The following is a 21,503-nucleotide window of genomic DNA, read 5'->3' on the forward strand; positions in this document are numbered from 1 at the left end:
GCATCATGTCCGGAGACCCGGGGGCGGTGGTGCAGGTGGCCGGTCGGCGGCCGACGCGGCAGGAAGTCAACCGGCGGCACGAACGTACGGGGTTCGTGGGCCGCCGCGGTGAGCTGGCGGTGTTCCGCGAGACGTTCGCGCGCGATCCGGAGGAGCCCGACTTCCCGTTCCTCTTCCATGTGCGCGGCAACGGCGGCGTGGGCAAGTCGACCCTCGTGCGGCAGTGGGAGTCCACCGCCCGCGAGCAGGCCTCCGTCGTGACGGCGTACGTCGATGACGACGTGCACGACGTGTTCGAGGCGATGGAGGCGGTCAGCGCCCGGCTGAGCAAGCAGGGGCACCCGCTGAAGAGGTTCGACAAGCAGCTGGCGACCTACCGGCAGCGCCGGCACCAGGCGGAGAGCGCCGTCCCCGCACCGCAGCCCGACCCCCTGGCCGGCCAGGCCGTCGCGCCCGTACCGGCCGCGTCGCCGTCCAGCATGGTGGCGGCCCAGGTGGGACTGGTCGGCCTGGGCATGGTGCCCGGGGTCGGCGCGTTCGTCGGCGCGGTGGACCCGCAGCAGGTCGCGCTGGGTGCGGACCGGGTGCGGGCGGCCCTCAACATGCGGCTGCGCAGCCATGACGACGTCCAGTTGGTGATGAATCCGGTGGCCGCCCTCGCCCCGGTCTTCCTGGAGGATCTGGCCGAGGTCGCGGAGCGGTGCGAGCGGGTGGTGCTGTTCTTCGACGTGTACGAGCGGACCGGGCCGCTGCTCGACGCCTGGCTGCACGCCACGGTCTTCGGCGAGGAGTACGGGGGCCTCCCGGTCAATGTGCAGGTCGTGCTGTCCGGGCAGCTCCCCCTGGACACCAGGGTCTGGGGCGACCGGCTGGGGCAGGTCACCGAGGTGAGCTTGGAGGTGTTCACCGAGGAGGAGGCGCGCACGCTGCTCACCGCCCACGGGGTCACCGACGAGCCCAGCGTCGAGCTGGTCCTGCGGCTGTCGGGGCGGCTCCCGCTGCTGGTCGACATGCTGGCCCGGAGCGACCCGGGCAGGGGCAGGGGCATGGGCGACCCGTCCGAGACCGCGGTCGAGAGGTTCCTGAAGTGGGAGCCGGACACGGAGCGGCGGGCGGCCGCGCTGGCCTGTGCGCTCCCGCTGCAGATCGACGAGGACATCTACCGCGCGGTCGTCCCGGAGGCCGCCGCCCAGGGCTACGCGTGGCTGCGCGGCCTCGCCTTCGTCTCCCCCCAGGCGGGCCGCTGCCGCTACCACGACGTCGTACGCGCCGCGATGCTGCGCCTCCAGCGGACCCGGTCGCCCGCCCGGTGGCAGCAGGCGCACACCGGCCTGGCCGAGCTGTTCGGGCGGCTGCGGTCGGCGGCGGAGGCGGAGCTGGTCACGGACCCGGACGACCACTGGGCGGACGCGGCCTGGCGGGAGCACCGGCTGAACGAGACGTACCACCGGCTGTGCGCCCATCCCCGTACGGCCCTGCCCGACGCGCTCCGCGAGAGCGCCTGCGCCGTCGACCACGACGTGGCCACGCTGCGTCGCTGGGCGCAGATCATCGGCCGCGCCGGGCTCGACACCGACTCGGCGGCCCTGACCTCCTGGGGGCACCGTCTGGAGGCCGCCGCCGAACAGGAGAGGCCCGCATCGGCCGCGCTGACGCTGATCCTGGGCGCGCCCGAACCGGACGCCGACGGGCGGGCGCTGGTCCACACGATCCGTGCCGCGGAACGCCGGGGCGCGGGCGACGAGGAGGGGGCGCTGGCCGACTGCGAGGCCGCCGTGGCCCTCGCGCCCGGCACGGCCCGGCCCCATGCGGGGCTCGGCGAGACCTACCGGCTGCTGGGCCGGCACGAGGAGGCGGTCGCCGCCTGCACGCGTGCGGTGGAGATCGATCCGCTGTACGTCCTCGCCTACGGCAGCCGTGGTGACGCCTACCGGAACCTGGGGCGCCACGACGAGGCCCTCGCCGACTTCCTCCGTGCCGTGGAGATCGACCCCCGGTACGCCTGGGCGTACGGCAGCCGGGCGCAGGTGTACGAGGCGATGGGCAGGCAGGAGGACGCCCTCGCCGACTACGACCGCGCGACCGAGGTCGACCCTCACTACGAGTGGGCCATCGGCAGCCGGGCGCAGCTCTTCGAGCGGATGGGCCGGTACGAGGAGGCGCTCGCCGACTACGACCGCGCCGTGGAGCTCGATCCGCAGTACGCCTGGGCCTATGCCAGTCGCGCGAGGACGTACGGGACCATGGGCCGGCACGAGGAGGCGCTCGCCGACTACGCGCGGGCCATCGAGATCGTCCCCGGGTACGCCTGGGCGTACGGCAACCGGGCGCAGCTGCACGAGTCCATGGGCCGGTACGAGGAGGCGCTCGCCGACTACGGCCGGGCCGTCGAGGCCCACCCCGGGTACGTCTGGGCGGCCACCAGCCGTGGCGAGCTGTACGAGCGGCTGGGCCGGTACGGGGAGGCGCTCGCCGATCTCGACCGGGCCGTCGGGCTCGACCCGTCCTCCGAGTGGGCCCTGTGCGCCCGCGCCCGGGTGTATCTGCGCCTGGGCCGGCACCAGGAGGCCGTCGCCGACTGCGTACGGACCGTCGAGATCGACGCCGAGGACGGCTGGAACCAGATGCTGTACGCCGTCGCGCTCCGCGTGGCCGGCGACGGCCAGGGGGCGGAAGTGCGCTTCGGGCGGGCCCTGCGCAGCTTCACCGCGCTCGACGAGGGCGGCGGCGAGAAGGCCGTGGACGCGCGCCAGGGCCTGCTCGTCCTGGCCTGCGCCCGGCTCGACACCGATGCCGCGGCCACGCGGTGCGAGGCGCTCCGCGGGATCGGGGAGGAGCTGATCGAGGAGACGGTCGAGGACCTGCTGTTCCTCTCCGAGGCCTTCCCGGAGGCCGGGCCGGGCGTCGAGGCGGCCGTACGGCGGCTGCGGGACTTTCAGAACCCGCGCTAGCCGTCCTGCTCCGGCTCCCCGAGGTGCTCCCGTGCGTCCGCACGGGCCCGGTCGCGGGCGCGCCGGGCGGGTCCTGACCAGCCGCAGGCGCAGCGGGCGAGACAGAACGAACCCCGCTCGACGGTCGTGGTGCTGTGCGCCGGAGCGGGGCTGTCGACGGGGGAGTCCGAGGGGTCCTGATGCACGCGTCCACGGTACTGGGGACGCCGTACGGCGGGTGGCGTGTGGGCCGATCGGCTTCCGGAAGGGTGCCGGTGGCGTGACGAGGTGCTCCGGCCGTCGTTAGGCGAGGCGGGCGGGAACTCGGTCAGGTGTACGTCGTTGGGGGTTGGCAGGCGATGGTGGTGCAGCAGCACAGGTGCGGAGGCGGGGCACTGGCTGTGTTGGCCCTGACTGTCGCAGGCGTGATGACGGTGGGCAGCGGCTGCTCCGGCGCGGGCGGTGACGGCGGCGACGCGGCCGGCGAACGCGTCGCCGGGGGCGCCCCGGCCGGGTCCCCGGCGGCGGTGGTCCGGCGGGCGGCCGAGGAGCTGGCCGACGCGGGCAGCGCCGAGGCGCGTACGTCGATGGAGACCGCGGCCGGCGGGACCCGGGTGACGATCAGGGGCAAGGGGGCGTACGACTTCCGCAGACAGCTCGGCGAGATCGAGGTCGTCCTGCCGAAGGACGCCGCCGGGGCCGAGGAGCACCGGCCGATCACGGAGCTGCTGGCGCCCGGGGCGCTGTACATGAAGAACCGCGGCGCCGGGGTGCCCGACGACAAGTGGGTGCGGATCGACACGACGTCCCTGGAGGACGGCAATCTGGTCACCGGCGGTGTGACCGATCCGACGGCCGCCGCCGAGCTGCTGCGCGGCGCTGCCGAGGTGACGTACGTCGGGCGGACGGAGCTCGCCGGGGTCGAGGTCCGGCACTACCGGGGGACCGCGGACCTCGGGCGGGCGGCGCGGGAGGCGTCGCCGTCCTCGCGCGGGGCGCTGACCGCCGCGGCGAAAGGGTTCAGCACGGACACGGTGCCCTTCGACGCCTATCTGGACGACGACGGCCTGCTGCGGAAGGTGCGGCACCGCTTCACCTTCGCGACCGAGGGGCCGGCGGTGGAGGTGGTCTCGACGCTGCTGCTGTACGGCTTCGGCACCCCGGTGTCCGTGACGCTGCCGCCCGAGGCGGACATCTACACGGGCCGGGTCCAGCAGGGCGGGGGTGGCCCGGAAACGCCGTAGGGAGGGGGCCGAAATGGTCCTTCCGTGCCATGCGCGGTGTGTGCCGCGCTCCCTACGCTAGGGAGTCGGTGCGCCAGGAGTCGGCGACAGCAGAGAGAGGTGACGCAGGTGGTGACGCTCAGCGCTCCGAACGCTCAGGACTGTGTGGCCCTCGCCGAGATCGAACTGTGCGGCGAGCTCATGATCGCGGCGGCGGACGCGCTCGAGGACCGGCTCAGTCCCGACCGTATCGACGAGGTGCTCAACGTCGGGGTGGAGCCCACCGAGCCGGTGCCGACGATTCCCCGGCAGGGCCGCCACCGGGGATGACGAGGTGAGTTGTCCCTCGCCCGGCTTTTCCTCCTCCGGCTTTCCGCCGGCCGCCGTCAGGTCCGCAGGAGCCGGGCGATCGCCTTCGTGGCCTCCTCGACCTTCGCGTCGATCTCCTCGCCGCCCTTGAGCGCGGCATCCGCGACACAGTGGCGCAAATGCTCCTCCAGGAGCTGGAGCGCGAAGGACTGCAGGGCCTTCGTGGAGGCCGAGACCTGGGTGAGTATGTCGATGCAGTAGACGTCCTCGTCCACCATCCGCTGGAGGCCGCGGATCTGGCCCTCGATGCGGCGCAGCCGCTTGAGGTGCTCGTCCTTCTGGTGGTGGTAGCCGTGGATACCGCGGTCGTGGTCGGTGACGACCGCTTCCGTACCGGCTGCGTCGGCGGCCTCGGTGGTGGTCATGGGGTCCTCCCGTTGTCCTCGTGGCCTGCGGTGAGCGTGCCGTTCTGTGCCGTCTGTATACCCCTGCCGGGTATATCGTACCGAATCCAGCCGAAACGTGACCGGGGGGCCGTGCTGATCACTGTGCCCGATGCGCGACACTGAAGAACGCCGGTTAGCCGTGGCCGGATGATGCGCCTAGCATCAGCCTGACCGAATCCAAAGCACCCCGAGGACCCCACGTGCGCTTTCGTCTGACCCCCAGGGAGACGAGCTTCTACGACATGTTTTCCGCATCCGCGGACAACATCGTCACGGGCTCGAAACTCCTGATGGAACTGCTCGGGGCGGATTCTGCCTCCCGAGTCGAGATCGCGGAGCGTATGCGGGCAGCGGAGCACGCGGGGGACGATGCCACCCACGCGATCTTCCACCAGCTGAACTCCTCCTTCATCACGCCGTTCGACCGCGAGGACATCTACAACCTCGCGTCGTCGCTCGACGACATCATGGACTTCATGGAGGAGGCCGTCGACCTGGTCGTGCTGTACCAGATCGACGAGCTCCCGAAGGGTGTCGAGCAGCAGATCGAGGTCCTGGCCAGGGCGGCGGAACTGACCGCCGAGGCCATGCCGAGCCTGCGGACCATGGACAACCTCACGGAGTACTGGATCGAGGTCAACCGTCTGGAGAACCAGGCCGACCAGATCCACCGCAAGCTGCTGGCGCACCTATTCAACGGCAAGTACGACGCCATGGACGTGCTGAAGCTCAAGCAGATCGTGGATGTGCTGGAAGAGGCGGCTGACGCGTTCGAGCACGTCGCCAACACGGTGGAGACCATCGCGGTCAAGGAGTCCTGAACCTCGTGGACACCTTTGCGCTGATCGTGACCATCGGCGTCGCGCTCGGCTTCACGTATACGAACGGCTTCCACGACTCGGCGAACGCCATCGCCACCTCGGTCTCCACCCGGGCGCTGACCCCGCGTGCGGCTCTGGCGATGGCCGCTGTGATGAACCTCGCAGGCGCCTTCCTGGGCCAGGGAGTCGCCAAGACCGTCAGTGAAGGCCTGATCGCCACGCCCGAAGGCCAGAAGGGGATGGGCATCCTCTTCGCGGCGCTGGTCGGCGCGATCATCTGGAACCTCGTCACCTGGTACTACGGTCTGCCGTCCTCGTCCTCGCACGCCCTGTTCGGCGGCATGGTCGGCGCGGCGCTGGCCGGCGGGACGCTGGTGCACTGGGACGGGGTGCTCGAGAAGATCGTCATCCCGATGTTCCTGTCTCCGGTCATCGGCCTGGTCGTCGGCTATCTCGTGATGGTCGGCATCATGTGGATGTTCCGGAACTCCAACCCGCACAAGGCCAAGCGCGGCTTCCGTATCGCGCAGACGGTCTCGGCGGCCGGTATGGCCCTGGGCCACGGTCTTCAGGACGCCCAGAAGACGATGGGCATCGTGGTGATGGCCCTGGTCATCGCCGATGTCGAGGGCCCGAACGACGAGATCCCGGTCTGGGTGAAGCTCGTCTGCGCGCTGATGCTGTCCCTCGGGACGTACGCCGGTGGCTGGCGCATCATGCGGACGCTCGGCCGCAAGATCATCGAGCTGGACCCGCCGCAGGGCTTCGCCGCCGAGACGACGGGTGCGTCGATCATGTTCGGCTCGGCGTTCCTGTTCCACGCGCCGATCTCCACGACTCATGTGATCACCTCGGCGATCATGGGTGTCGGCGCCACGAAGCGGGTGAACGCCGTGCGGTGGGGCGTGGCCAAGAACATCATCCTGGGCTGGTTCATCACCATGCCGGCGGCGGCGCTGGTCGCCGCGGCGAGTTACGGGATCGTGGTCCTGCTCTTCGGGTGACCCGGTTCGCCCCGGTTTCTTCCCCGCGCCCGCCTGTGCGCGCCTGTGAACACCTGTGAATGGGTCCGCCCCTGCTCTCCTGTGGAGAGCGGGGGCGGACCCTTTCGCCTTGTGGTGGCACCGCCATGCAGCACCCCAAGGCCGTAGGGGGGTTATCCGAAGCGGCCGGAGATGTAGTCCTCGGTCGCCTGGACGGACGGGTTGGAGAAGATCCGCTCCGTCTCGTCGATCTCGATCAGCCGGCCGGGCTTGCCGACCGCCGAGAGGTTGAAGAACGCCGTACGGTCCGAGACGCGCGCCGCCTGCTGCATGTTGTGCGTCACGATCACGATCGTGAAGCGCTCCTTGAGCTCGCCGATCAGGTCCTCGATGGCGAGGGTCGAGATGGGGTCGAGCGCGGAGCAGGGCTCGTCCATCAGCAGCACCTCGGGCTCGACCGCGATCGCGCGGGCGATGCACAGGCGCTGCTGCTGGCCGCCGGAGAGGCCGGAGCCCGGCTTGTTCAGGCGGTCCTTGACCTCGTTCCAGAGGTTGGCGCCCCGGAGCGACTTCTCGACGATCTCCGACAGCTGGTTCTTGCGGTACGAGCCGTTCAGCCGCAGGCCCGCCGCGACGTTGTCGAAGATCGACATCGTCGGGAAGGGGTTCGGGCGCTGGAAGACCATGCCGACCGTGCGGCGCACGGTGACGGGGTCGACCCCGGAGCCGTACAGGTTCTCGTCGTCCAGCAGCACCTTGCCCTCGACGCGGCCGCCGGGGGTGACCTCGTGCATGCGGTTCAGGGTGCGCAGGAAGGTGGACTTGCCGCAGCCGGAGGGGCCGATGAAGGCGGTCACGGAGCGGGGCTCCACCGTCATCGAGATGTCCTCGATGGCCTTGTGGGAGCCGTAGTAGGCGGTGAGTCCGCCGATGTCGATGCGCTTGGCCATGTGGATCACTGCTTCTTTCGGGTCGCTGATGGCCGCGTCAGCGACCGGTCTTCGGGGCCTTCCAGCGGGCGATGCCGCGGGCCACCAGATTGAGGATCATGACGAAGGCGATCAGGACCAGGGCTGCCGCCCAGGCGCGGTCGTAGGACGCGGCCTCGCCGATCTTGTACTGCTCGTAGATGTAGAAGGGCAGCGAGGACTGGGCGCCTTCGAAGGGGTTCGTGTTGATCAGCTGGCTGCCGAAGACCAGCAGGATGATCGGGGCCGTCTCCCCGGCGATGCGGGCGATGGCGAGCATGACGCCGGTGGTGATGCCGCCGATCGCGGTGGGCAGGACCACCTTGAGGATGGTGCGCCACTTCGGGATGCCGAGGGCGAGGGAGGCCTCGCGGAGCTCGTTGGGGACGAGCTTGAGCATCTCCTCGGTGGAGCGGACCACGACGGGGATCATCAGGATCGTCAGGGCCAGCGCGCCCATCAGGCCGGACGGCTCGATGCTCGCGATCAGCATGATCGACAGGATGAAGAGACCGGCCACGATGGACGGGATGCCCGTCATGACGTCGACGAAGAAGGTGACGGCCTTGGCGAGCGTGCCCTTGCCGTACTCGACCAGGTAGACGGCGGTCAGCAGACCGACCGGAGCGGAGATGACGGTGGCGATCCCGACCTGCTCCAGGGTGCCGATCAGCGCGTGGTAGACGCCGCCGCTGTCCTCGGAGCCGAGGACCCCGGCCATCGAGTGGGTGAGGAAGTACCCGTCGAGTCGCTCGGCGCCCCGGCTGACCGTGGTCCAGAGCAGCGAGGCGAGCGGGACGACGGCGACGAGGAAGCAGACCCAGACGACGCTGGTGGCGAGGCGGTCCTTGGCCTGGCGCTTGTTCTCGACGGCGGTCGTCACGACGTACGAGATCGCCAGGAAGAGCAGGGCCGAGATCAGGCCCCACTGCACACGGCTCTGCCAGCCGGCGGCCAGGGAGATCCCGACGCCGAGCACGACCGCCACGGCGGCGAAGCCGAGCGGGGCCCAACGGGGGAGGCTGCGGCTGCTGAGGCTTCCCTTGCGGGGTTCCGGCGCGGTCTGCGGACGCGTGTCCTGCACGTCGGTGGTGGTGGCGTTGCTCATGCGTTGGCCCCCGAGTACTCCTTGCGGCGGGCGATGATGAGCCGGGCCGCGCCGTTGACCAGCAGGGTGAGGACGAAGAGGACGAGGCCCGAGGCGATCAGGGCGTCCCGCCCGAACTCGTCGGCCTCGCCGAACTTGGCCGCGATGTTCTGGGCGAAGGTCCCGCCGCCCGGATTGAGCACGTGCAGCGAGATGAGGAAGCTCGGCGACAGGACCGTGGCGACGGCCATCGTCTCGCCGAGCGCCCGGCCCAGGCCCAGCATCGAGGCGGAGATGATGCCGGAGCGGCCGAAGGGCAGCACCGAGAGGCGGATGACCTCCCAGCGGGTGGCGCCGAGGGCGAGCGCGGCTTCCTCGTTCATCTTCGGGACCTGGAGGAAGACCTCGCGGCTGACGCTGGTCACGATCGGCAGGATCATGATCGCGAGCAGGACGCCCACGGTGAAGAGCGAGCGGGCGACGCCTACCTCGGTCTTCTCGAAGAGGTAGGTCCAGCCGAAGAACTGGTCGAGCCAGAGGTTCAGGCCCTCCATGTACGGGACGAGGACGAGGGCACCCCAGATGCCGTAGACGATGCTGGGCACCGCGGCGAGCAGGTCGACCACGTAGGCGAGGGGGGCGGCCAGCTTGCGCGGCGCGTAGTGCGAGATGAACAGGGCGATGCCGACAGCGACCGGGACCGCGATGACCATCGCGATGATCGAGCTGACGACCGTGCCGAAGAGCAGGACCGCGATGCCGAAGACCGGCGGGTCACCGGCCGGGTTCCAGTCGAAGGTGGTGAGGAAGTTGCCCTCGTCCTGCGAGATCGCGATCACGGAGCGGTAGCTCAGGAACACGGCGATCGACGCCATGATCACGAGCAGCAGGATGCCCGAGCCGCGGGAGAGGCCCAGGAAGATCTTGTCGCCGGCGCGCCCGGTGGACTTGGGGCGGCCGCGCGTGGCCGGCGGAGCCGGCGGTATGTCGAGCGGTGTCGTGGAAGCCATGGTCTTTCCGGTCTGTGTGGGGGAGCGGACGGCTCCCCTGGCGGCGGTGCACCGGATGGGTCGGGCGGTGGGGGCCGGTCCGGAGGGGTGCGCCGGACCGGCCCGCCTGTGCGTGCCTGTCGTGCGGTTCGGGCTACTTGAGCCCGGCGATCGCCTCGCGGACCTTGGAGTTGATCGCCTCGGGGATCGGGGCGTAGCCGGCGTCGGTGAGGACCTTCTGGCCGTCCGCGGAGGCGGTGTAGCTCAGGAAGGACTTGACGGTGCCGAGGGTGTCGGCCTTGTTGCCGGTGTCGCAGACGACCTCGTACGTCACGAGGACCAGCGGGTAGGCGCCTTCGGCCTTCGTGGTGTAGTCGAGGTCGAGCGCCAGGTCCTTGCCGGTGCCCTTGACCTTGGCGGCGGCGATGGCCTTGGAGGCGTTCTCCGAGGTGGCCTCGACCGGGGCGGCGCCACCGGTGTTGATGTCGACGGTGGTGATGTCCTGCGACTTGGCGTACGACAGCTCGAAGTAGCCGATGGAGCCGTCGACGGCCTTCACCTGGCTGGCCACACCGGAGGAACCGGAAGCGGCCTGGCCACCGGGGGCCGGCCACTTCTTCTCGGCCTCGTACTTCCAGTCGGACGGGGCCGCGGCGGCGAGGTACTTGCCGAGGTTCTGCGTGGTGCCGGAGTCCTCGGAGCGGTGGAAGGCCTGGATGTCCTTGGCCGGCAGCTTGACGCCCTCGTTGAGCGCGGCGATCGCCGGGTCGTTCCACTTCTTGATCTTGCTGTCGAAGATCTTGGCGAGCGTGGGGGCGTCCAGCGTCAGCTTGTCGACGCCCTCGACGTGGAAGCCGACCGCGATCGGGCCGCCGACCATCGGGAGGTTGATGCCCTGGCCGGTCTTGCAGATCTTCTTCGACTCGGTGACCTCTTCGGGCTTCAGGGCCGAGTCCGAGCCGGCGAAGCCGACGGTGCCCTGGTTGAACGCGACGATGCCCTCACCGGAGGACGAGGAGCTGTAGTTGATCTCCACGCCGGAGCAGGCGGCCATGTAGTTCTTGACCCAGAGGTCCATCGCGTTCTTCTGGGCACTGGACCCGGAGGCGCGCAGCTGGCCCTCGGCGCCGTCGCACTTGATGTTCGACGCGGCGGCGCTCGTCTTGCCGCCCTCCGCCTCGGCACCGGTGTTGTCGTCCGAACCGCACGCCGTGAGGACCAGGGCGCCGGAGACGGCGAGGGCACCGAGCGCGGTGGCACGAAGCCGGTTCTTGCGCTGAAGCTTCACTTTCGGGGTGTTCCTTCCAGGAGCCGCCGCGGCTGGTGGGGACGAGGCGGCGTGCGATGAGGAGTGGTGCTGCGGCTTGGCGCCGTGCACCTGGTACGTCTGAAATTAGGCAGAACAGGTGAAGCGGCCTACGGGGGAGAGTGAACGGAGGGTGAACCGTGTCGGGCGGGCTGGTTCCGGCATCCTCAGAGGTGGTGCGGGCGGTTCTCGAGGAAGGCGTCCAGCTGGACGCGGTCGCCGGGGCGGCTCAGGCGGGCGCGGGCGGCCTCGGGGGAGAGCCAGGCCAGCTCGTCGACCTCGTCGTTGGGCGCGAACGTGCCGTCCGTCGCCTCGGCGGCCCAGTAGCTGACCTCTTTGGGCCGCCCGTTCGCCAGGTACAGGGCCGTGGGCAGCGTGGCGCCCGGCACGCAGTGGTGGCCCGTCTCCTCCAGGACCTCGCGCAGGGCGCCCTCCAGGGCGGTCTCACCGCGCTTCAGCTTGCCCTTGGGGTAGGACCAGTCGTCGTAGCGGGGCCGGTGGACCAGGCAGATCTCCAGGCCGGCGCCGTCCGGGGTGCGGCGCCACAGCACGCACCCCGCCGCCCGTACGGGCGTCCCGCTCATGGCGCGGTCACGGCCGCCGCGTACGGCCAGCTCTCCCGGAACACGGCGCGCGCCGCCTCCACCTCGTGCCGCTGGTCGGCGTGGAGCACCCCCAGGGCGTACGCCGTCGCCGGGGCGATGCGCGGGGTGCGGGCCGCCGCGGCCGCGGCCGCCGCTGCCTCCGCCGCGTCCCGCTGGAGGTCCAGGGCGTGCCCGGGCCCGGCCAGGGCCGGATCGGGGGCGCCGCGCAGCATCTCGTACGCGTACCGGTGGAGCCGCAGGAGCAGCCGGGCCTGGTGCCAGAGGGCGTCGTGGGCCTCGTTGTACGGCTCCGCCGCCTCGTCGGGCGGGAGCGCGGCCACCGCGTCGAGCATCAGCTGCTCGGCCAGCCCGGCCGGGGCGTGCAGCACCCCCTCCACGGGGTCCGCCGCCGAGGGCGACAGGGGGACCTCGGAGGCGAGCAGCGCGACGGCGTCGGCGACGGCGTGGAAGCGGGAGGAGCCCAGCGCCTGGAGCGCCGCCGAGTGGGCGCGGGTCCGGGCGAGGGTCAGCCGGCGCTCCAGGAGGGCTCCGGCGCGGGCGGCACCGACACCGAGCGCGGCCCGCTCCTTGTCGCCTCCGTCCCCGTTCTCCCCGGTGGCCGTGCGGGCCGCCGGGAGGGAGGAGCCGGAGAGCTGGTGCAGCGCCTCCAGGAGCCGGCCGAGCCGTGTGGCGTACGCGTGCTCGCGGGCCAGGGTGCCGGAGAGCCAGGCGAGCTCGGTGCGGAGCTGGTCGGCCCAGGCGGGGTCGAGTGCCCCGCGGAAGGTGTGCAGCGTGCCGCTGATCCGGCGTGCCGCGTGGCGCAGCGCGCGGGCGGCCTCGTCGGCGCTCCGGGTGCCGGCGTCGGCGGGGGCGCTGTGCTCGCGGTGCAGCCGCAGTCCCCGCAGGAAGCAGGCGGCCTGTTCGCGCAGGTAGGGGGCGAGGACCGCCTCCGCGGAGAGGGTCGCAGTCTGGTGGTCAGGGCGTCGCACGCCGGCGCCTCCGGGCGTCAATGAGCATCTCTTGTACGTGCCGCAGCGGCTGCCCGTCCGCGTCCGTGGAGTGCCGGGTCCAGTTTCCGTCGGGACCCAGGTGCCAGGACGAGGTGGTGTCGGACATGCCTGTTTCCAGGAGCCTGCTGAGGGCGGCGCGATGCGCGGGGTCGGTGACGCGGACCAGGGCTTCGATCCGGCGGTCGAGGTTACGGTGCATCATGTCGGCGCTGCCGAACCACACTTCGGGCTCGCCTCCGTTGCCGAAGGCGAAGACCCGGGAGTGTTCGAGGAAGCGCCCGAGTATCGAGCGGACCCGGATGTTCTCGGAGAGGCCGTCGACGCCCGGGCGGATCGCGCAGATGCCGCGCACCCAGATGTCGATGGGCACCCCGGCCTGGCCCGCGCGGTAGCAGGCGTCGATGACCGCTTCGTCGACCATCGAGTTGACCTTGATGCGTACGTAGGCGGGGCGGCCCGCGCGGTGGTGGGTGATCTCCTTGTTGATCCGGGCGATCAGGCCGTCGCGCAGGGACTTCGGGGCGACCAGCAGCCGGCGGTAGGTCTCGCGGCGGGAGTAGCCGGAGAGCCGGTTGAAGAGGTCGGAGAGGTCGGCGCCGACCTGCGGGTCGGCGGTGAGCAGGCCGAGGTCCTCGTAGAGCCGTGCGGTCTTGGGGTGGTAGTTGCCCGTGCCGACGTGGGAGTAGCGGCGCAGGGTGTCGCCCTCCTGACGCACGACGAGCGACAGCTTGCAGTGCGTCTTGAGACCGACGAGGCCGTAGACGACATGGCAGCCGGACTCCTCCAGCTTGCGGGCCCACTTGATGTTGGCCTGCTCGTCGAAGCGGGCCTTGATCTCGACGAGGACGAGGACCTGCTTGCCGGATTCGGCCGCGTCGATCAGGGCGTCCACTATCGGTGAGTCACCCGAGGTCCGGTACAGGGTCTGCTTGATCGCGAGGACGTCCGGGTCGCCCGCCGCCTGCTCCAGGAAGGCCTGGACGGAGGTGGAGAAGGAGTCGTACGGGTGGTGCAGCAGGACATCGCGCTCGCGCAGGGCGGCGAATATGTCGGGCGCGGAGGCGGACTCGACCTCGGCGAGGTCGCGGTGGGTGCCGGCGATGAACTTGGGGTACTTCAGCTCGGGGCGGTCCAGCGACGCGATGCCGAACAGTCCGGTGAGGTCGAGCGGGCCCGGCAGCGGGTAGAGCTCGGTCTCGGAGATCTTCAGCTCGCGCACGAGCAGGTCCAGGACGTACGGGTCGATGGACTCCTCGACCTCCAGCCGGACCGGCGGGCCGAAGCGGCGCCGCATGAGCTCCTTCTCCAGGGCCTGGAGCAGATTCTCGGCGTCGTCCTCCTCGACCTCCAGGTCCTCGTTCCTGGTGACCCGGAACATGTGGTGGGCGAGGACCTCCATGCCCGGGAAGAGCTCTTCGAGGTGGGCCGCGATGATGTCCTCTATGGGGACGTAACGCTGCGGGGACGCCTCCAGGAAGCGGGTCAGCAGCGGCGGCACCTTGACGCGGGCGAAGTGCCGGTGGCCGCTGACGGGGTTGCGGACGACGACGGCGAGGTTCAGCGAGAGCCCCGAGATGTACGGGAACGGGTGCGCCGGGTCGACGGCCAGCGGGGTCAGCACGGGGAAGACCCGCTGCCGGAAGAAGGTGAACAGGCGGGCCTGCTCCTTCTCGGTCAGCTCGGGCCAGCGGACCAGCTGGATCCCCTCGTCGGACAGGGCGGGCGCGACGTCCTGCTGGTAGCAGGCGGCATGGCGGGCCATGAGCTCGCGGGAGCGGGTCCAGATCAGGTCGAGGACCTCGCGCGGCTGGAGTCCGGACGCGGACCGGGTGGCGACACCGGTGGCGATACGACGCTTGAGCCCGGCGACCCGGACCATGAAGAACTCGTCCAGGTTCGAGGCGAAGATCGCGAGGAAGTTAGCCCGTTCGAGGAGCGGTGTGGCGGGGTCCTCGGCCAGCTCCAGAACACGTTCGTTGAACGCGAGCCAACTGCGCTCCCGGTCGAGGAACCGGCCCTGCGGCAGCTCGTCGCCGTCGCCGTCGGGCTCGTACGCGTCCGGGTCGTTGTCCAGATCGGGGTCGAGGTCGGCGGCTGTGGACAGGCCTGCGGGTACCGCGCCGGCGACCGCGTGCGGCCGGTGGGCGGCGAGGGAGCCGACCGACGGCTGGGCGGGCTGGACCGGGACCTCGGAGCTGGGCTGCTGGCTCATGGACCTATTCTTCCGCGCGTTCGGCTCCTGAGGCGCGTCGGAGCCCGTAAAGATCGCGGGAGAGGCGGAAGTGGCCCCTGGACCGGGGCCGCTCCCGTTGCGGGGGGTGGGCACAGCTGGCTGCATCCCGTGAGGGTCGCAAGCCCGTCTGAATGGCCGGTAACGGTGACATGACATACAGGGAGCGGTGTGGCTGCGGTGCGTATCCGGTGCTCACCGTCGGTGAACCCCCTGCCCGGACTCCCCCCGGGGCCCGGGCAGGGGTGGTCGGGTCAGCCGTGCAGGCGGCGCAGGACGCGGAAGGCGAGTGCGAGGGCCAGTGCGGCGAGGGCGAGCAGGATGCCGGTCTCGACGAGCTGGAGGGGCCAGAAGTGGGACTGGGGGTGGTAGTCGAGGTAGGCGCCGGTGACGTCGTGGTCGGCGAGGCACCGGGCGTAGTCGGCCGACGAGACGGACCGCGCGCACAGGTCCTCCGGCAGTCGTGCGCCGCCGCTGGTGAGGTGTCCGGTCTCCACCCACCAGATGTTCTCCTGGACGTCCAGGGTCCGGCCGGTCACCGTGTCCCGGGGCCAGAGCAGGCCGCGCCGGTAACTGAGGAGAGCGACCACCGCGCCGGTGACGAACCCGGACACGGTCAGGGCGAGGAGGGTGCGACGGACCAGGAGGCCGGTGAGCGCTCCGACGGCCAGGCCGAACAGGGGGTGGACGAGAGGCAGGATGCCCGTGCCCGCGAAGACCAGCGCGGCGTGCCACTCGTACGGGTAGGGATTGTCCGAGTAGGACTGCGCCCACCGCAGTGCGGACGCCAGCACGGCCGTACCGGCCAGCAACAGCACGGTCGGCACCGCCAGCTTGGCGGCGAGCCAGTGGGCCGGCGACACGGACTGGGTCCAGGCCGTCCTGAAGGTGCCGCTCTCCATCTCCCGTGCGATCAGCGGTCCGGCGACGAAGGCGCCGACCAGTACGGGCAGTACCGTCAGGGCGAAGGCACCTTGACCGAAGATGCTCCGGTACATGTACATGCTGTCCAGGTAGCTGCGGGCCGTCACGTCGCAGTCCCGGCCCGCGCCTCCGTCCACCGGGCAGCCGCTCGCCCCGAACACCTCGGCGACATGGGACGACCGCAGTGCGACGGCGACCAGGACGAGTACGGCCAGGGCGGCCAGCCCTCCGGCGATCCACAGCGTCCACCGGTGCTGGCGTACGACGACGCGGGCCGGGCCGCGCAGCGTGGTGAGGGTGCTCATCCCGCGGCCACCTCCTCGCGGGCGTGCGCGCTCGGCGTCAGCAGCGGCGGTGCCTCCGGCGAGCGGAGGTGGGCGAGCAGCAGCTCCTCCAGGGAGGGTTCCGTGACGTCCCAGTCGGCGGGGTCCACCGGGCCCTCCTTCCTGACCAGCGCGGTGAGCTGACGTCCCGTCGTGCGCGATTCGACGACGGTGTGCGGGGCGAGGTCGCGGGCCTGGCCGGTGACCAGGGCGTGCGCGGCGACGATGTCGTCGCTCTCGCCGCCGAGCCGGACCCGGCCGCCGTCCACGAACAGGAGGTAGTCGCAGGAGCCTTCGAGCTCGGTGAGGATGTGTGAGGACATCACGATGGTGGTGGCGTTCTCGGCGGCCTCGGCCATCAGGATGCCCATCAGCTGGTGCCGGGCGAGCGGGTCGAGGTCGGCCATCGGCTCGTCCAGCAGCATCAGTTCGGGCCGCTTGCCCAGCGCGAGCGCGAGGGCGAGCCGGGTCCGCTGCCCGCCGGAGAGGGTACGGACCTTCGCGTCCTGCGGGAGCGGTCCGGCGACCCGGTCGGCCGCCTCGCGGTCCCAGGTGGCCGGGTTGAGCTCGGCCCCCGCCCACAGGGTGTCGGCCACGGTGAGCTGCGGATACAGCGGCTTGTCCTGGGAGACGTACGCGATGCGGGACCGCGCCTCCCCGGGGCCGGTGCCGAGCACGCGCAACGAGCCCTCGGTGGGCCGGAGCAGGCCGGCGGCGAGGCCGAGCAGCGTGGACTTACCGGCTCCGTTGGGCCCCACGAGGGCGCAGACCCGCCCTGCGGGCAGCCGGAACGAGCAGTCGCGCAGCGCCCACCCGCGCTTCCGTCCGTACGTCATGCCGAGGCCGTTCGCCTCGATCGCGGCACCGGTCATCAGTGCTGGTCCCCCTTGAATGTGCTGTCCAGTACGTCGGTGAAGAGCGCGCTCACGTCGTCCTTGTCCAGTCCCGCCGCGCGGGCCCTGCGGGTCCACTCGGCGAGTTCGGCGCGCAGGGGCGCGTCGGTGGTGACCGCCGCGCTGCCGAGGGTGCGGCGGACGAAGGTGCCGAGGCCGCGGCGGGCCTCGACGAGGCCTTCGCGTTCCAGCTCGCGGTAGGCCTTGAGCACGGTGTTCGGGTTGATCGCCGTGGCCTCGACGACCTCGCGGGCCGTGGGCAGCCGGTCGCCCGGCTCCAGCACACCGAGGCGGAGCGCCTGCTTGGTCTGCTGCACGATCTGGAGGTAGGTGGCGACGCCGCTGCGTCGGTCGATGCGGAATTCGACCGCTGCGGACTCTGCCATGTGCACCACCCTTTCACTAATTGAGTAGTGAAAGGGTGTCGGAAAGAAGGGGCGGCGTCAAGTGACGCCGCCCCTGGGGGTGTTGGTGCTGCTCAGGACTCCGTGCGGTACATCAGGTCGACCTCGTGCGTGGCGAAGCCCATGCGCTCGTACACCGACAGGGCCGCGGGGTTGTCGGCGTCGACGTAGAGCATCGCCGTCGGCAGGCCCCGCGAGGCCAGGTGGCGCAGGCCGATCGCGGTGAGCGCCTTGCCGAGCCCGCCGCCCTGGGCGTCGGGGCGGATGCCGACGACGTAGACCTCACCGAGCTCGTCCTCGGCGTGCACCTTCGTCCAGTGGAAGCCGATGAGCTCGCCGTCGCGCTCGGCGAGGAAGAAGCCCTCCGGGTCGAACCAGGGCTCGGCCTTGCGGTCGTCCAGGTCCCGCTGGGTGAGGGAGCCCTGCTCGGGGTGGTGGGCGAAGGCGGCGCTGTTGACGGCGAGCCAGGCCGCGTCGTCCTGCCCCGGGACGAAGGTGCGCACGGTGACGCCCGGCGGGAGCACCGGCTCGGCGATGTCGAGGTCGGTCAACGACCGCCTGAGCTGGCGCAGTTCGCGGAAGAGGGAGAGGCCGAGCACCTGCGCGAGGTGCCGGGCGGCGGACTTGCCGCCGTGCGCCCAGACCCGCAGCCGCTTCCCGGTCGCGGCGAGGAGGGCGGCACCGAGCGCCCGGCCGTGGCCGCGGCCCCGGTGGGCGGGGGCCACGACCAGCTCGGCCGCGGGGGCCTCGACGGGGTCGGTGTCCTCCAGCTGTGCGTATCCGGCCAGCGCGCCGTCGACGGTGAGCAGGAAATGCCGGACGCCCTCGCGGTGCCCGCCCCTCAACTGCAGCCGCCCCTGCTCGGACACGGCCTGCCGGCCGTCGGTCCCGGCGGCCTCGCCGAGGAGGGCGAGGACGGCGTCGGCCTGCTCGGGGGTGAGCGCGTCGAGGGTCTCGATCTCGCGCCCGGGGGAGGGGAGGGGTGCGTCAGTCGTCATGGGTACGAGCGTACGGGGCGGGGGCGGGCCGCCGGGGGCGAAGGCCGCGCGACAAGCGGGCGGGGCGCCGGGGCCGCGACGCGCTGGAAGACCCCGCATCGCCCCGCCGGGCCGGCCTACTGGACTTCGTCGAAGCTGGGGACGGCGTAGCCGGCCTGGGCGGCCGAGAGCTTCACGGTCCGGTAGCCGCCGTCGCCCTTGTCGCCGGCGTACTTGCTCCAGAACTGGCACGTGTCACCGGTGTCGGTGCCCCAGTCGACGGCCTTGGCGGCGGGGAGCTCGTCGCAGGACAGCTTGCTCGCGTCGCTGCGCCCGGACCCGGCGCCGTACCTCTCGTAGAACGCCTGGTACGCGGCCTTCGCGACCAGCAGGCCCTTGTCGGCACGGGCCTTGTAGGAGGTGATGAAGCTGCCCTCGCGGTACGAGTCGCTGATCGTGATCGTGTAGGGGATCTCGGCCCCCTCGTACGTCACGGTGCACCGGCTGACCGCACCGGCCTTCTGCGTCACGCCGTCCGGGCAGGTGGCCGAGGTCTTCCCGGGCACCTTGGTGCCGGACAGGACCGTCTCGCGCAGCCTGTGTTCGATCTGCTCGGTGAACGAAGCTCCCGGGGCGGGCTTCGGGGTGACCTTGAGGCGCTCGTCGCCGCTCTTGACGACGTCCTTCTGCGGGCCGTCGACGAGGACCGCGAGGTCGCCCTCCGGTGCGGACGCGGAGCCGCCCCCGTCGGAGTCGTTGTCGGAGCTGGAGCCGGAGCCGTGGTTCGCGCGCGACTTTCTGTGCGAGCCGCCGTCGTCACCGTCGCCGGAGCTGCAGCCGGCGGTGAGCAGTCCGGCGGCGAGCAGCGCTACAAGAAGCTTTGAATTCCTCATGAGGCGGAGACTAGAGGGACCCTCCGACACGGCTTCGGGCCCGAAACGGCGTCAGGAGCGACCGTTCCGGGCTGGAATGGCGGCATAAAGCGGGGCGATCACGGCCCCTGGCACCGGCTTCGCGGGCGGTGGTGATGGCCTGCCCTCATCGGCCTGTGGCGCGTCTGTCGTCCAACCGTGACAGTGACCATCCGTCAGCCGCCCGTCAGCCGTCCGTCACCGGAGCTCCGGCGGGGATGCGTGGCGGGTGGGATCTGCCGCTTCCTGACCTGGACGCAACCTGCTCGTAACCGCACAACCCTGTCGCGCTACGCGCGTTGACTCTAGGCTGCGGCACGCAGGATCCAGAGACTTGAAGGGGACCGATGTCAGCGACTCCGCAGCATCCACAGAAGAACCGCACGTCCCGGCGGGTGCTCGCCGCCACCGCCGGACTCGTCACCGTAGGGGCGCTCGTCGCCGCGATGCCGGCCGGTGCCCACGACCGGGGCAAGGGCCACGGCCACGGCCACCAGTCCCGCACCGTCGATGTGCAGCTGCTCTCCTTCAACGATCTGCACGGCAACCTGGAGCCGCCGGCCGGTTCGGCCGGGACGGTCAGTGAGACGCAGGCCGACGGCACGGTGACGTCCGTCCCCGCCGGTGGTGTCGAGTACCTCGCGACCTCGCTGCGCACCGCGCGCAAGGGCAACCCGTACTCCGTGACCGCGGCCGGCGGCGACATGGTCGGTGCGAGCCCGCTGCTGTCGGGGCTCTTCCACGACGAGCCGACCATCGAGGCGCTCAACGGGCTCGACCTCGACGTCACGGCGGTGGGCAACCACGAGTTCGACGAGGGGGCCACCGAGCTGGCCCGCCTCCAGAACGGCGGCTGCCACCCGGTCGAGGGCTGCTACGAGAAGGGCAAGAAGTTCAAGGGCGCGGACTTCCCGTACCTCGCGGCCAACGTGACGAGCGAGAAGACCGGCAAGCCGATCCTCAAGCCGTACACGGTCTGGAAGAAGAACGGCGTCAAGATCGGCTTCATCGGGGTGACCCTCGAGGGCACGCCGAACATCGTCACGGCCAACGGCGTCAAGGGCCTGAAGTTCCACGACGAGATCGAGACGGTCAACAAGTACGCCAAGGAGCTGGACCGCCAGGGCGTCAAGTCCATCGTCGCGCTGATCCACGAGGGCGGGGCCCCGGCCTCGGCGTCGTACAACTACGACTGCGACAGCCCCGGGGCCGGTGACGGCATCTCCGGGCCGATCGTGGACATCGCCAAGGGCATCACGCCGAAGGTCGACGCCCTGGTCACGGGCCACACCCACCAGGCGTACGTCTGCACGGTCCCGGACCCCTCGGGCAAGCCGCGCATGGTCACCTCGGCGTCGTCGTTCGGCAAGCTCTACACCGACACGACCCTCACCTACGACCGCCGGACCAACGACATCGTCCGTACGTCGGTGGAGTCGGCGAACCACATCGTCAGCCGGGACCAGGCCAAGGCCACCGACATGACGAAGCTGATCGCCCGCTGGAACACGCTGGCCGCGCCCATCGCGAACCGGCCGCAGGGCTGGATCACCGCCGACATCAACGGCCGCGGCTCCACGGCTCCCGAGAAGCCCCTGGGCAACCTGATCGCCGACGCCCAGCTGGAGGGCCTGGCCCCCGCGGACAAGGGCGGCGCCGTCGTCGCGTTCATGAACCCGGGCGGCATCCGCGCGGACCTGGTGCACGCGGCGTCCGGCAGCGAGGGCGACGGGGTGGTGACGTACGGCGAGGCGTTCACCGTCCAGCCGTTCACCAACATGATGAACGTCGTCGACCTGACGGGTGCGCAGCTGGTGGCCGCGCTCCAGCAGCAGGTCAGCGGCTCCAACGAGGCCTCCCCGAAGATCCTCCAGGTCTCGAAGGGGCTCACCTACACGCTGGACCTGACGAAGTCGGGTGCCGACCGGGTGGTCGCGGACACGATCCGTCTGAACGGTGAGGCGATCGACCCGGCGAAGACGTACCGCGTCGCGATGAACGAGTTCCTCGCGGGCGGCGGCGACGGCTTCGCGGCCCTCGGCGAAGGTACGAACAAGCTGGTCGGCGCGTCCGACCTGGACCTGTTCAACGCGTACCTGGCGGCGCACTCCACCGCCGACGCGCCGCTGGCCCCGCCGGCCACGGACCGGATCACGGTCGTCCAGTAGGACCCGTACGTGAATGA

20 protein-coding genes are annotated in these 21,503 nt (G+C 71.1%); 6 read left to right on the plus strand and 14 right to left on the minus strand.

Annotated elements, in window-relative coordinates; all coding sequences use genetic code 11:
- The first annotated feature begins 5 nt into the window (after positions 1 to 5).
- Positions 6 to 2,951: a tetratricopeptide repeat protein gene (locus tag JKV81_RS27995; RefSeq protein ID WP_236057948.1), complete on the plus strand. Its 2,946-nt coding sequence runs from the start codon at positions 6 to 8 to the stop codon at positions 2,949 to 2,951.
- On the opposite strand, the gene JKV81_RS28000 is transcribed toward JKV81_RS27995, so the two are convergent.
- Positions 2,948 to 3,136 carry a hypothetical protein gene (locus JKV81_RS28000; RefSeq protein WP_129264793.1) on the minus strand — a complete coding sequence of 63 codons (189 nt, stop codon included), beginning with the start codon at positions 3,134 to 3,136 and terminating at the stop codon, positions 2,948 to 2,950. The two genes, JKV81_RS27995 and JKV81_RS28000, sit on opposite strands and share 4 nt — an antisense overlap.
- 153 nt (positions 3,137 to 3,289) lie before the next feature.
- Here JKV81_RS28000 and JKV81_RS28005 point away from each other — a divergent pair, with 153 nt between their 5' ends.
- Together JKV81_RS28005 and JKV81_RS28010 are read left to right on the plus strand one after the other, a co-directional pair.
- Positions 3,290 to 4,174, plus strand: a complete 885-nt coding sequence (locus tag JKV81_RS28005; protein WP_202078375.1) for an SCO4651 family lipoprotein — start codon at positions 3,290 to 3,292, stop codon at positions 4,172 to 4,174.
- Positions 4,175 to 4,273: 99 nt separating this feature from the next.
- A complete protein-coding gene (locus JKV81_RS28010) occupies positions 4,274 to 4,483 on the plus strand; it encodes a hypothetical protein (protein WP_202078376.1) in 210 nt (69 codons plus the stop codon).
- Positions 4,484 to 4,539: 56 nt separating this feature from the next.
- Here JKV81_RS28010 and JKV81_RS28015 read toward each other — a convergent pair whose 3' ends face one another.
- Positions 4,540 to 4,887 carry a metal-sensitive transcriptional regulator gene (locus tag JKV81_RS28015; RefSeq protein ID WP_124273934.1) on the minus strand — a complete coding sequence of 116 codons (348 nt, stop codon included), beginning with the start codon at positions 4,885 to 4,887 and terminating at the stop codon, positions 4,540 to 4,542.
- Positions 4,888 to 5,108: 221 nt separating this feature from the next.
- On the opposite strand from JKV81_RS28015, the gene JKV81_RS28020 reads away from it, so the two are divergent.
- Both JKV81_RS28020 and JKV81_RS28025 read left to right on the plus strand, forming a co-directional pair.
- Positions 5,109 to 5,729, plus strand: a complete 621-nt coding sequence (locus JKV81_RS28020) for a DUF47 domain-containing protein (protein ID WP_073743490.1) — start codon at positions 5,109 to 5,111, stop codon at positions 5,727 to 5,729.
- A 5-nt stretch (positions 5,730 to 5,734) separates the two neighbouring features.
- Entirely contained in the window at positions 5,735 to 6,733 is a 999-nt protein-coding gene (locus JKV81_RS28025; protein WP_129264795.1) for an inorganic phosphate transporter, read from the plus strand.
- 152 nt (positions 6,734 to 6,885) lie between these two features.
- Here JKV81_RS28025 and pstB read toward each other — a convergent pair whose 3' ends face one another.
- The 12 genes from pstB to JKV81_RS28085 form a co-directional block, all read right to left on the minus strand.
- Positions 6,886 to 7,662 carry a phosphate ABC transporter ATP-binding protein PstB gene (gene pstB / locus JKV81_RS28030; RefSeq protein ID WP_124273935.1) on the minus strand — a complete coding sequence of 259 codons (777 nt, stop codon included), beginning with the start codon at positions 7,660 to 7,662 and terminating at the stop codon, positions 6,886 to 6,888.
- Positions 7,663 to 7,699: 37 nt separating this feature from the next.
- Complete coding sequence (gene pstA, locus JKV81_RS28035) at positions 7,700 to 8,788, minus strand: phosphate ABC transporter permease PstA (protein WP_129264797.1); 1,089 nt, start codon at positions 8,786 to 8,788, stop codon at positions 7,700 to 7,702.
- The gene (gene pstC, locus JKV81_RS28040) at positions 8,785 to 9,777 is read right to left on the minus strand and encodes a phosphate ABC transporter permease subunit PstC (protein ID WP_124273937.1); all 993 of its coding nucleotides are present in this window, start codon (positions 9,775 to 9,777) and stop codon (positions 8,785 to 8,787) included. The genes pstA and pstC overlap by 4 nt, the downstream gene beginning before the upstream one ends.
- A 133-nt stretch (positions 9,778 to 9,910) precedes the next feature.
- Positions 9,911 to 11,044, minus strand: coding sequence for a phosphate ABC transporter substrate-binding protein PstS (gene pstS / locus JKV81_RS28045; RefSeq protein ID WP_129264798.1), 1,134 nt, complete (start codon positions 11,042 to 11,044; stop codon positions 9,911 to 9,913).
- A gap of 185 nt (positions 11,045 to 11,229) precedes the next feature.
- Positions 11,230 to 11,646 (minus strand): NUDIX hydrolase, encoded by a 417-nt coding sequence (locus JKV81_RS28050; protein WP_202078377.1) that lies wholly within the window; start codon positions 11,644 to 11,646, stop codon positions 11,230 to 11,232.
- Entirely contained in the window at positions 11,643 to 12,635 is a 993-nt protein-coding gene (locus JKV81_RS28055; protein ID WP_129264800.1) for a CHAD domain-containing protein, read from the minus strand. Before JKV81_RS28055 ends, JKV81_RS28050 begins: the two co-directional genes overlap by 4 nt.
- Positions 12,622 to 14,868 (minus strand): RNA degradosome polyphosphate kinase, encoded by a 2,247-nt coding sequence (locus JKV81_RS28060; RefSeq protein ID WP_202078379.1) that lies wholly within the window; start codon positions 14,866 to 14,868, stop codon positions 12,622 to 12,624. Before JKV81_RS28060 ends, JKV81_RS28055 begins: the two co-directional genes overlap by 14 nt.
- 272 nt (positions 14,869 to 15,140) lie before the next feature.
- On the minus strand, positions 15,141 to 16,115 hold the full coding sequence (locus tag JKV81_RS28065) for an ABC-2 membrane transporter-related protein (RefSeq protein ID WP_202078381.1): 975 nt from the start codon (positions 16,113 to 16,115) through the stop codon (positions 15,141 to 15,143).
- Positions 16,112 to 17,005, minus strand: coding sequence for an ABC transporter ATP-binding protein (locus JKV81_RS28070; RefSeq protein ID WP_129264803.1), 894 nt, complete (start codon positions 17,003 to 17,005; stop codon positions 16,112 to 16,114). The genes JKV81_RS28065 and JKV81_RS28070 overlap by 4 nt, the downstream gene beginning before the upstream one ends.
- The gene (locus tag JKV81_RS28075; RefSeq protein ID WP_129264804.1) at positions 17,005 to 17,412 is read right to left on the minus strand and encodes a GntR family transcriptional regulator; all 408 of its coding nucleotides are present in this window, start codon (positions 17,410 to 17,412) and stop codon (positions 17,005 to 17,007) included. The genes JKV81_RS28070 and JKV81_RS28075 overlap by 1 nt, the downstream gene beginning before the upstream one ends.
- 92 nt (positions 17,413 to 17,504) lie before the next feature.
- Positions 17,505 to 18,428 (minus strand): mycothiol synthase, encoded by a 924-nt coding sequence (gene mshD / locus JKV81_RS28080; RefSeq protein WP_129264805.1) that lies wholly within the window; start codon positions 18,426 to 18,428, stop codon positions 17,505 to 17,507.
- Positions 18,429 to 18,544: 116 nt separating this feature from the next.
- Positions 18,545 to 19,300, minus strand: a complete 756-nt coding sequence (locus tag JKV81_RS28085; protein WP_202078384.1) for a DUF4333 domain-containing protein — start codon at positions 19,298 to 19,300, stop codon at positions 18,545 to 18,547.
- Between the two features lie 365 nt (positions 19,301 to 19,665).
- Here JKV81_RS28085 and JKV81_RS28090 point away from each other — a divergent pair, with 365 nt between their 5' ends.
- Positions 19,666 to 21,486 (plus strand): bifunctional metallophosphatase/5'-nucleotidase, encoded by a 1,821-nt coding sequence (locus JKV81_RS28090; RefSeq protein ID WP_202078386.1) that lies wholly within the window; start codon positions 19,666 to 19,668, stop codon positions 21,484 to 21,486.
- Positions 21,487 to 21,503: the final 17 nt, after the last annotated feature.

The organism is Streptomyces silvae, from assembly GCF_016745505.1.
Taxonomy (GTDB): domain Bacteria; phylum Actinomycetota; class Actinomycetes; order Streptomycetales; family Streptomycetaceae; genus Streptomyces; species Streptomyces silvae.

Bases quoted from the DNA above. Each gene is read 5' to 3' on its own strand.
- JKV81_RS28070 (WP_129264803.1), bottom strand. From the start codon at position 17,005: ATGACCGGTGCCGCGATCGAGGCGAACGGCCTCGGCATGACGTACGGA.
- JKV81_RS28065 (WP_202078381.1), bottom strand. From the start codon at position 16,115: ATGAGCACCCTCACCACGCTGCGCGGCCCGGCCCGCGTCGTCGTACGC.
- JKV81_RS28060 (WP_202078379.1), bottom strand. From the start codon at position 14,868: ATGAGCCAGCAGCCCAGCTCCGAGGTCCCGGTCCAGCCCGCCCAGCCG.
- pstC (WP_124273937.1), bottom strand. From the start codon at position 9,777: ATGGCTTCCACGACACCGCTCGACATACCGCCGGCTCCGCCGGCCACG.
- pstA (WP_129264797.1), bottom strand. From the start codon at position 8,788: ATGAGCAACGCCACCACCACCGACGTGCAGGACACGCGTCCGCAGACC.
- JKV81_RS28005 (WP_202078375.1), top strand. From the start codon at position 3,290: ATGGTGGTGCAGCAGCACAGGTGCGGAGGCGGGGCACTGGCTGTGTTG.
- JKV81_RS28090 (WP_202078386.1), top strand. From the start codon at position 19,666: ATGTCAGCGACTCCGCAGCATCCACAGAAGAACCGCACGTCCCGGCGG.
- JKV81_RS28015 (WP_124273934.1), bottom strand. From the start codon at position 4,887: ATGACCACCACCGAGGCCGCCGACGCAGCCGGTACGGAAGCGGTCGTC.
- JKV81_RS28050 (WP_202078377.1), bottom strand. From the start codon at position 11,646: ATGAGCGGGACGCCCGTACGGGCGGCGGGGTGCGTGCTGTGGCGCCGC.
- pstB (WP_124273935.1), bottom strand. From the start codon at position 7,662: ATGGCCAAGCGCATCGACATCGGCGGACTCACCGCCTACTACGGCTCC.
- JKV81_RS28085 (WP_202078384.1), bottom strand. From the start codon at position 19,300: ATGAGGAATTCAAAGCTTCTTGTAGCGCTGCTCGCCGCCGGACTGCTC.
- JKV81_RS28075 (WP_129264804.1), bottom strand. From the start codon at position 17,412: ATGGCAGAGTCCGCAGCGGTCGAATTCCGCATCGACCGACGCAGCGGC.
- JKV81_RS27995 (WP_236057948.1), top strand. From the start codon at position 6: ATGTCCGGAGACCCGGGGGCGGTGGTGCAGGTGGCCGGTCGGCGGCCG.
- mshD (WP_129264805.1), bottom strand. From the start codon at position 18,428: ATGACGACTGACGCACCCCTCCCCTCCCCCGGGCGCGAGATCGAGACC.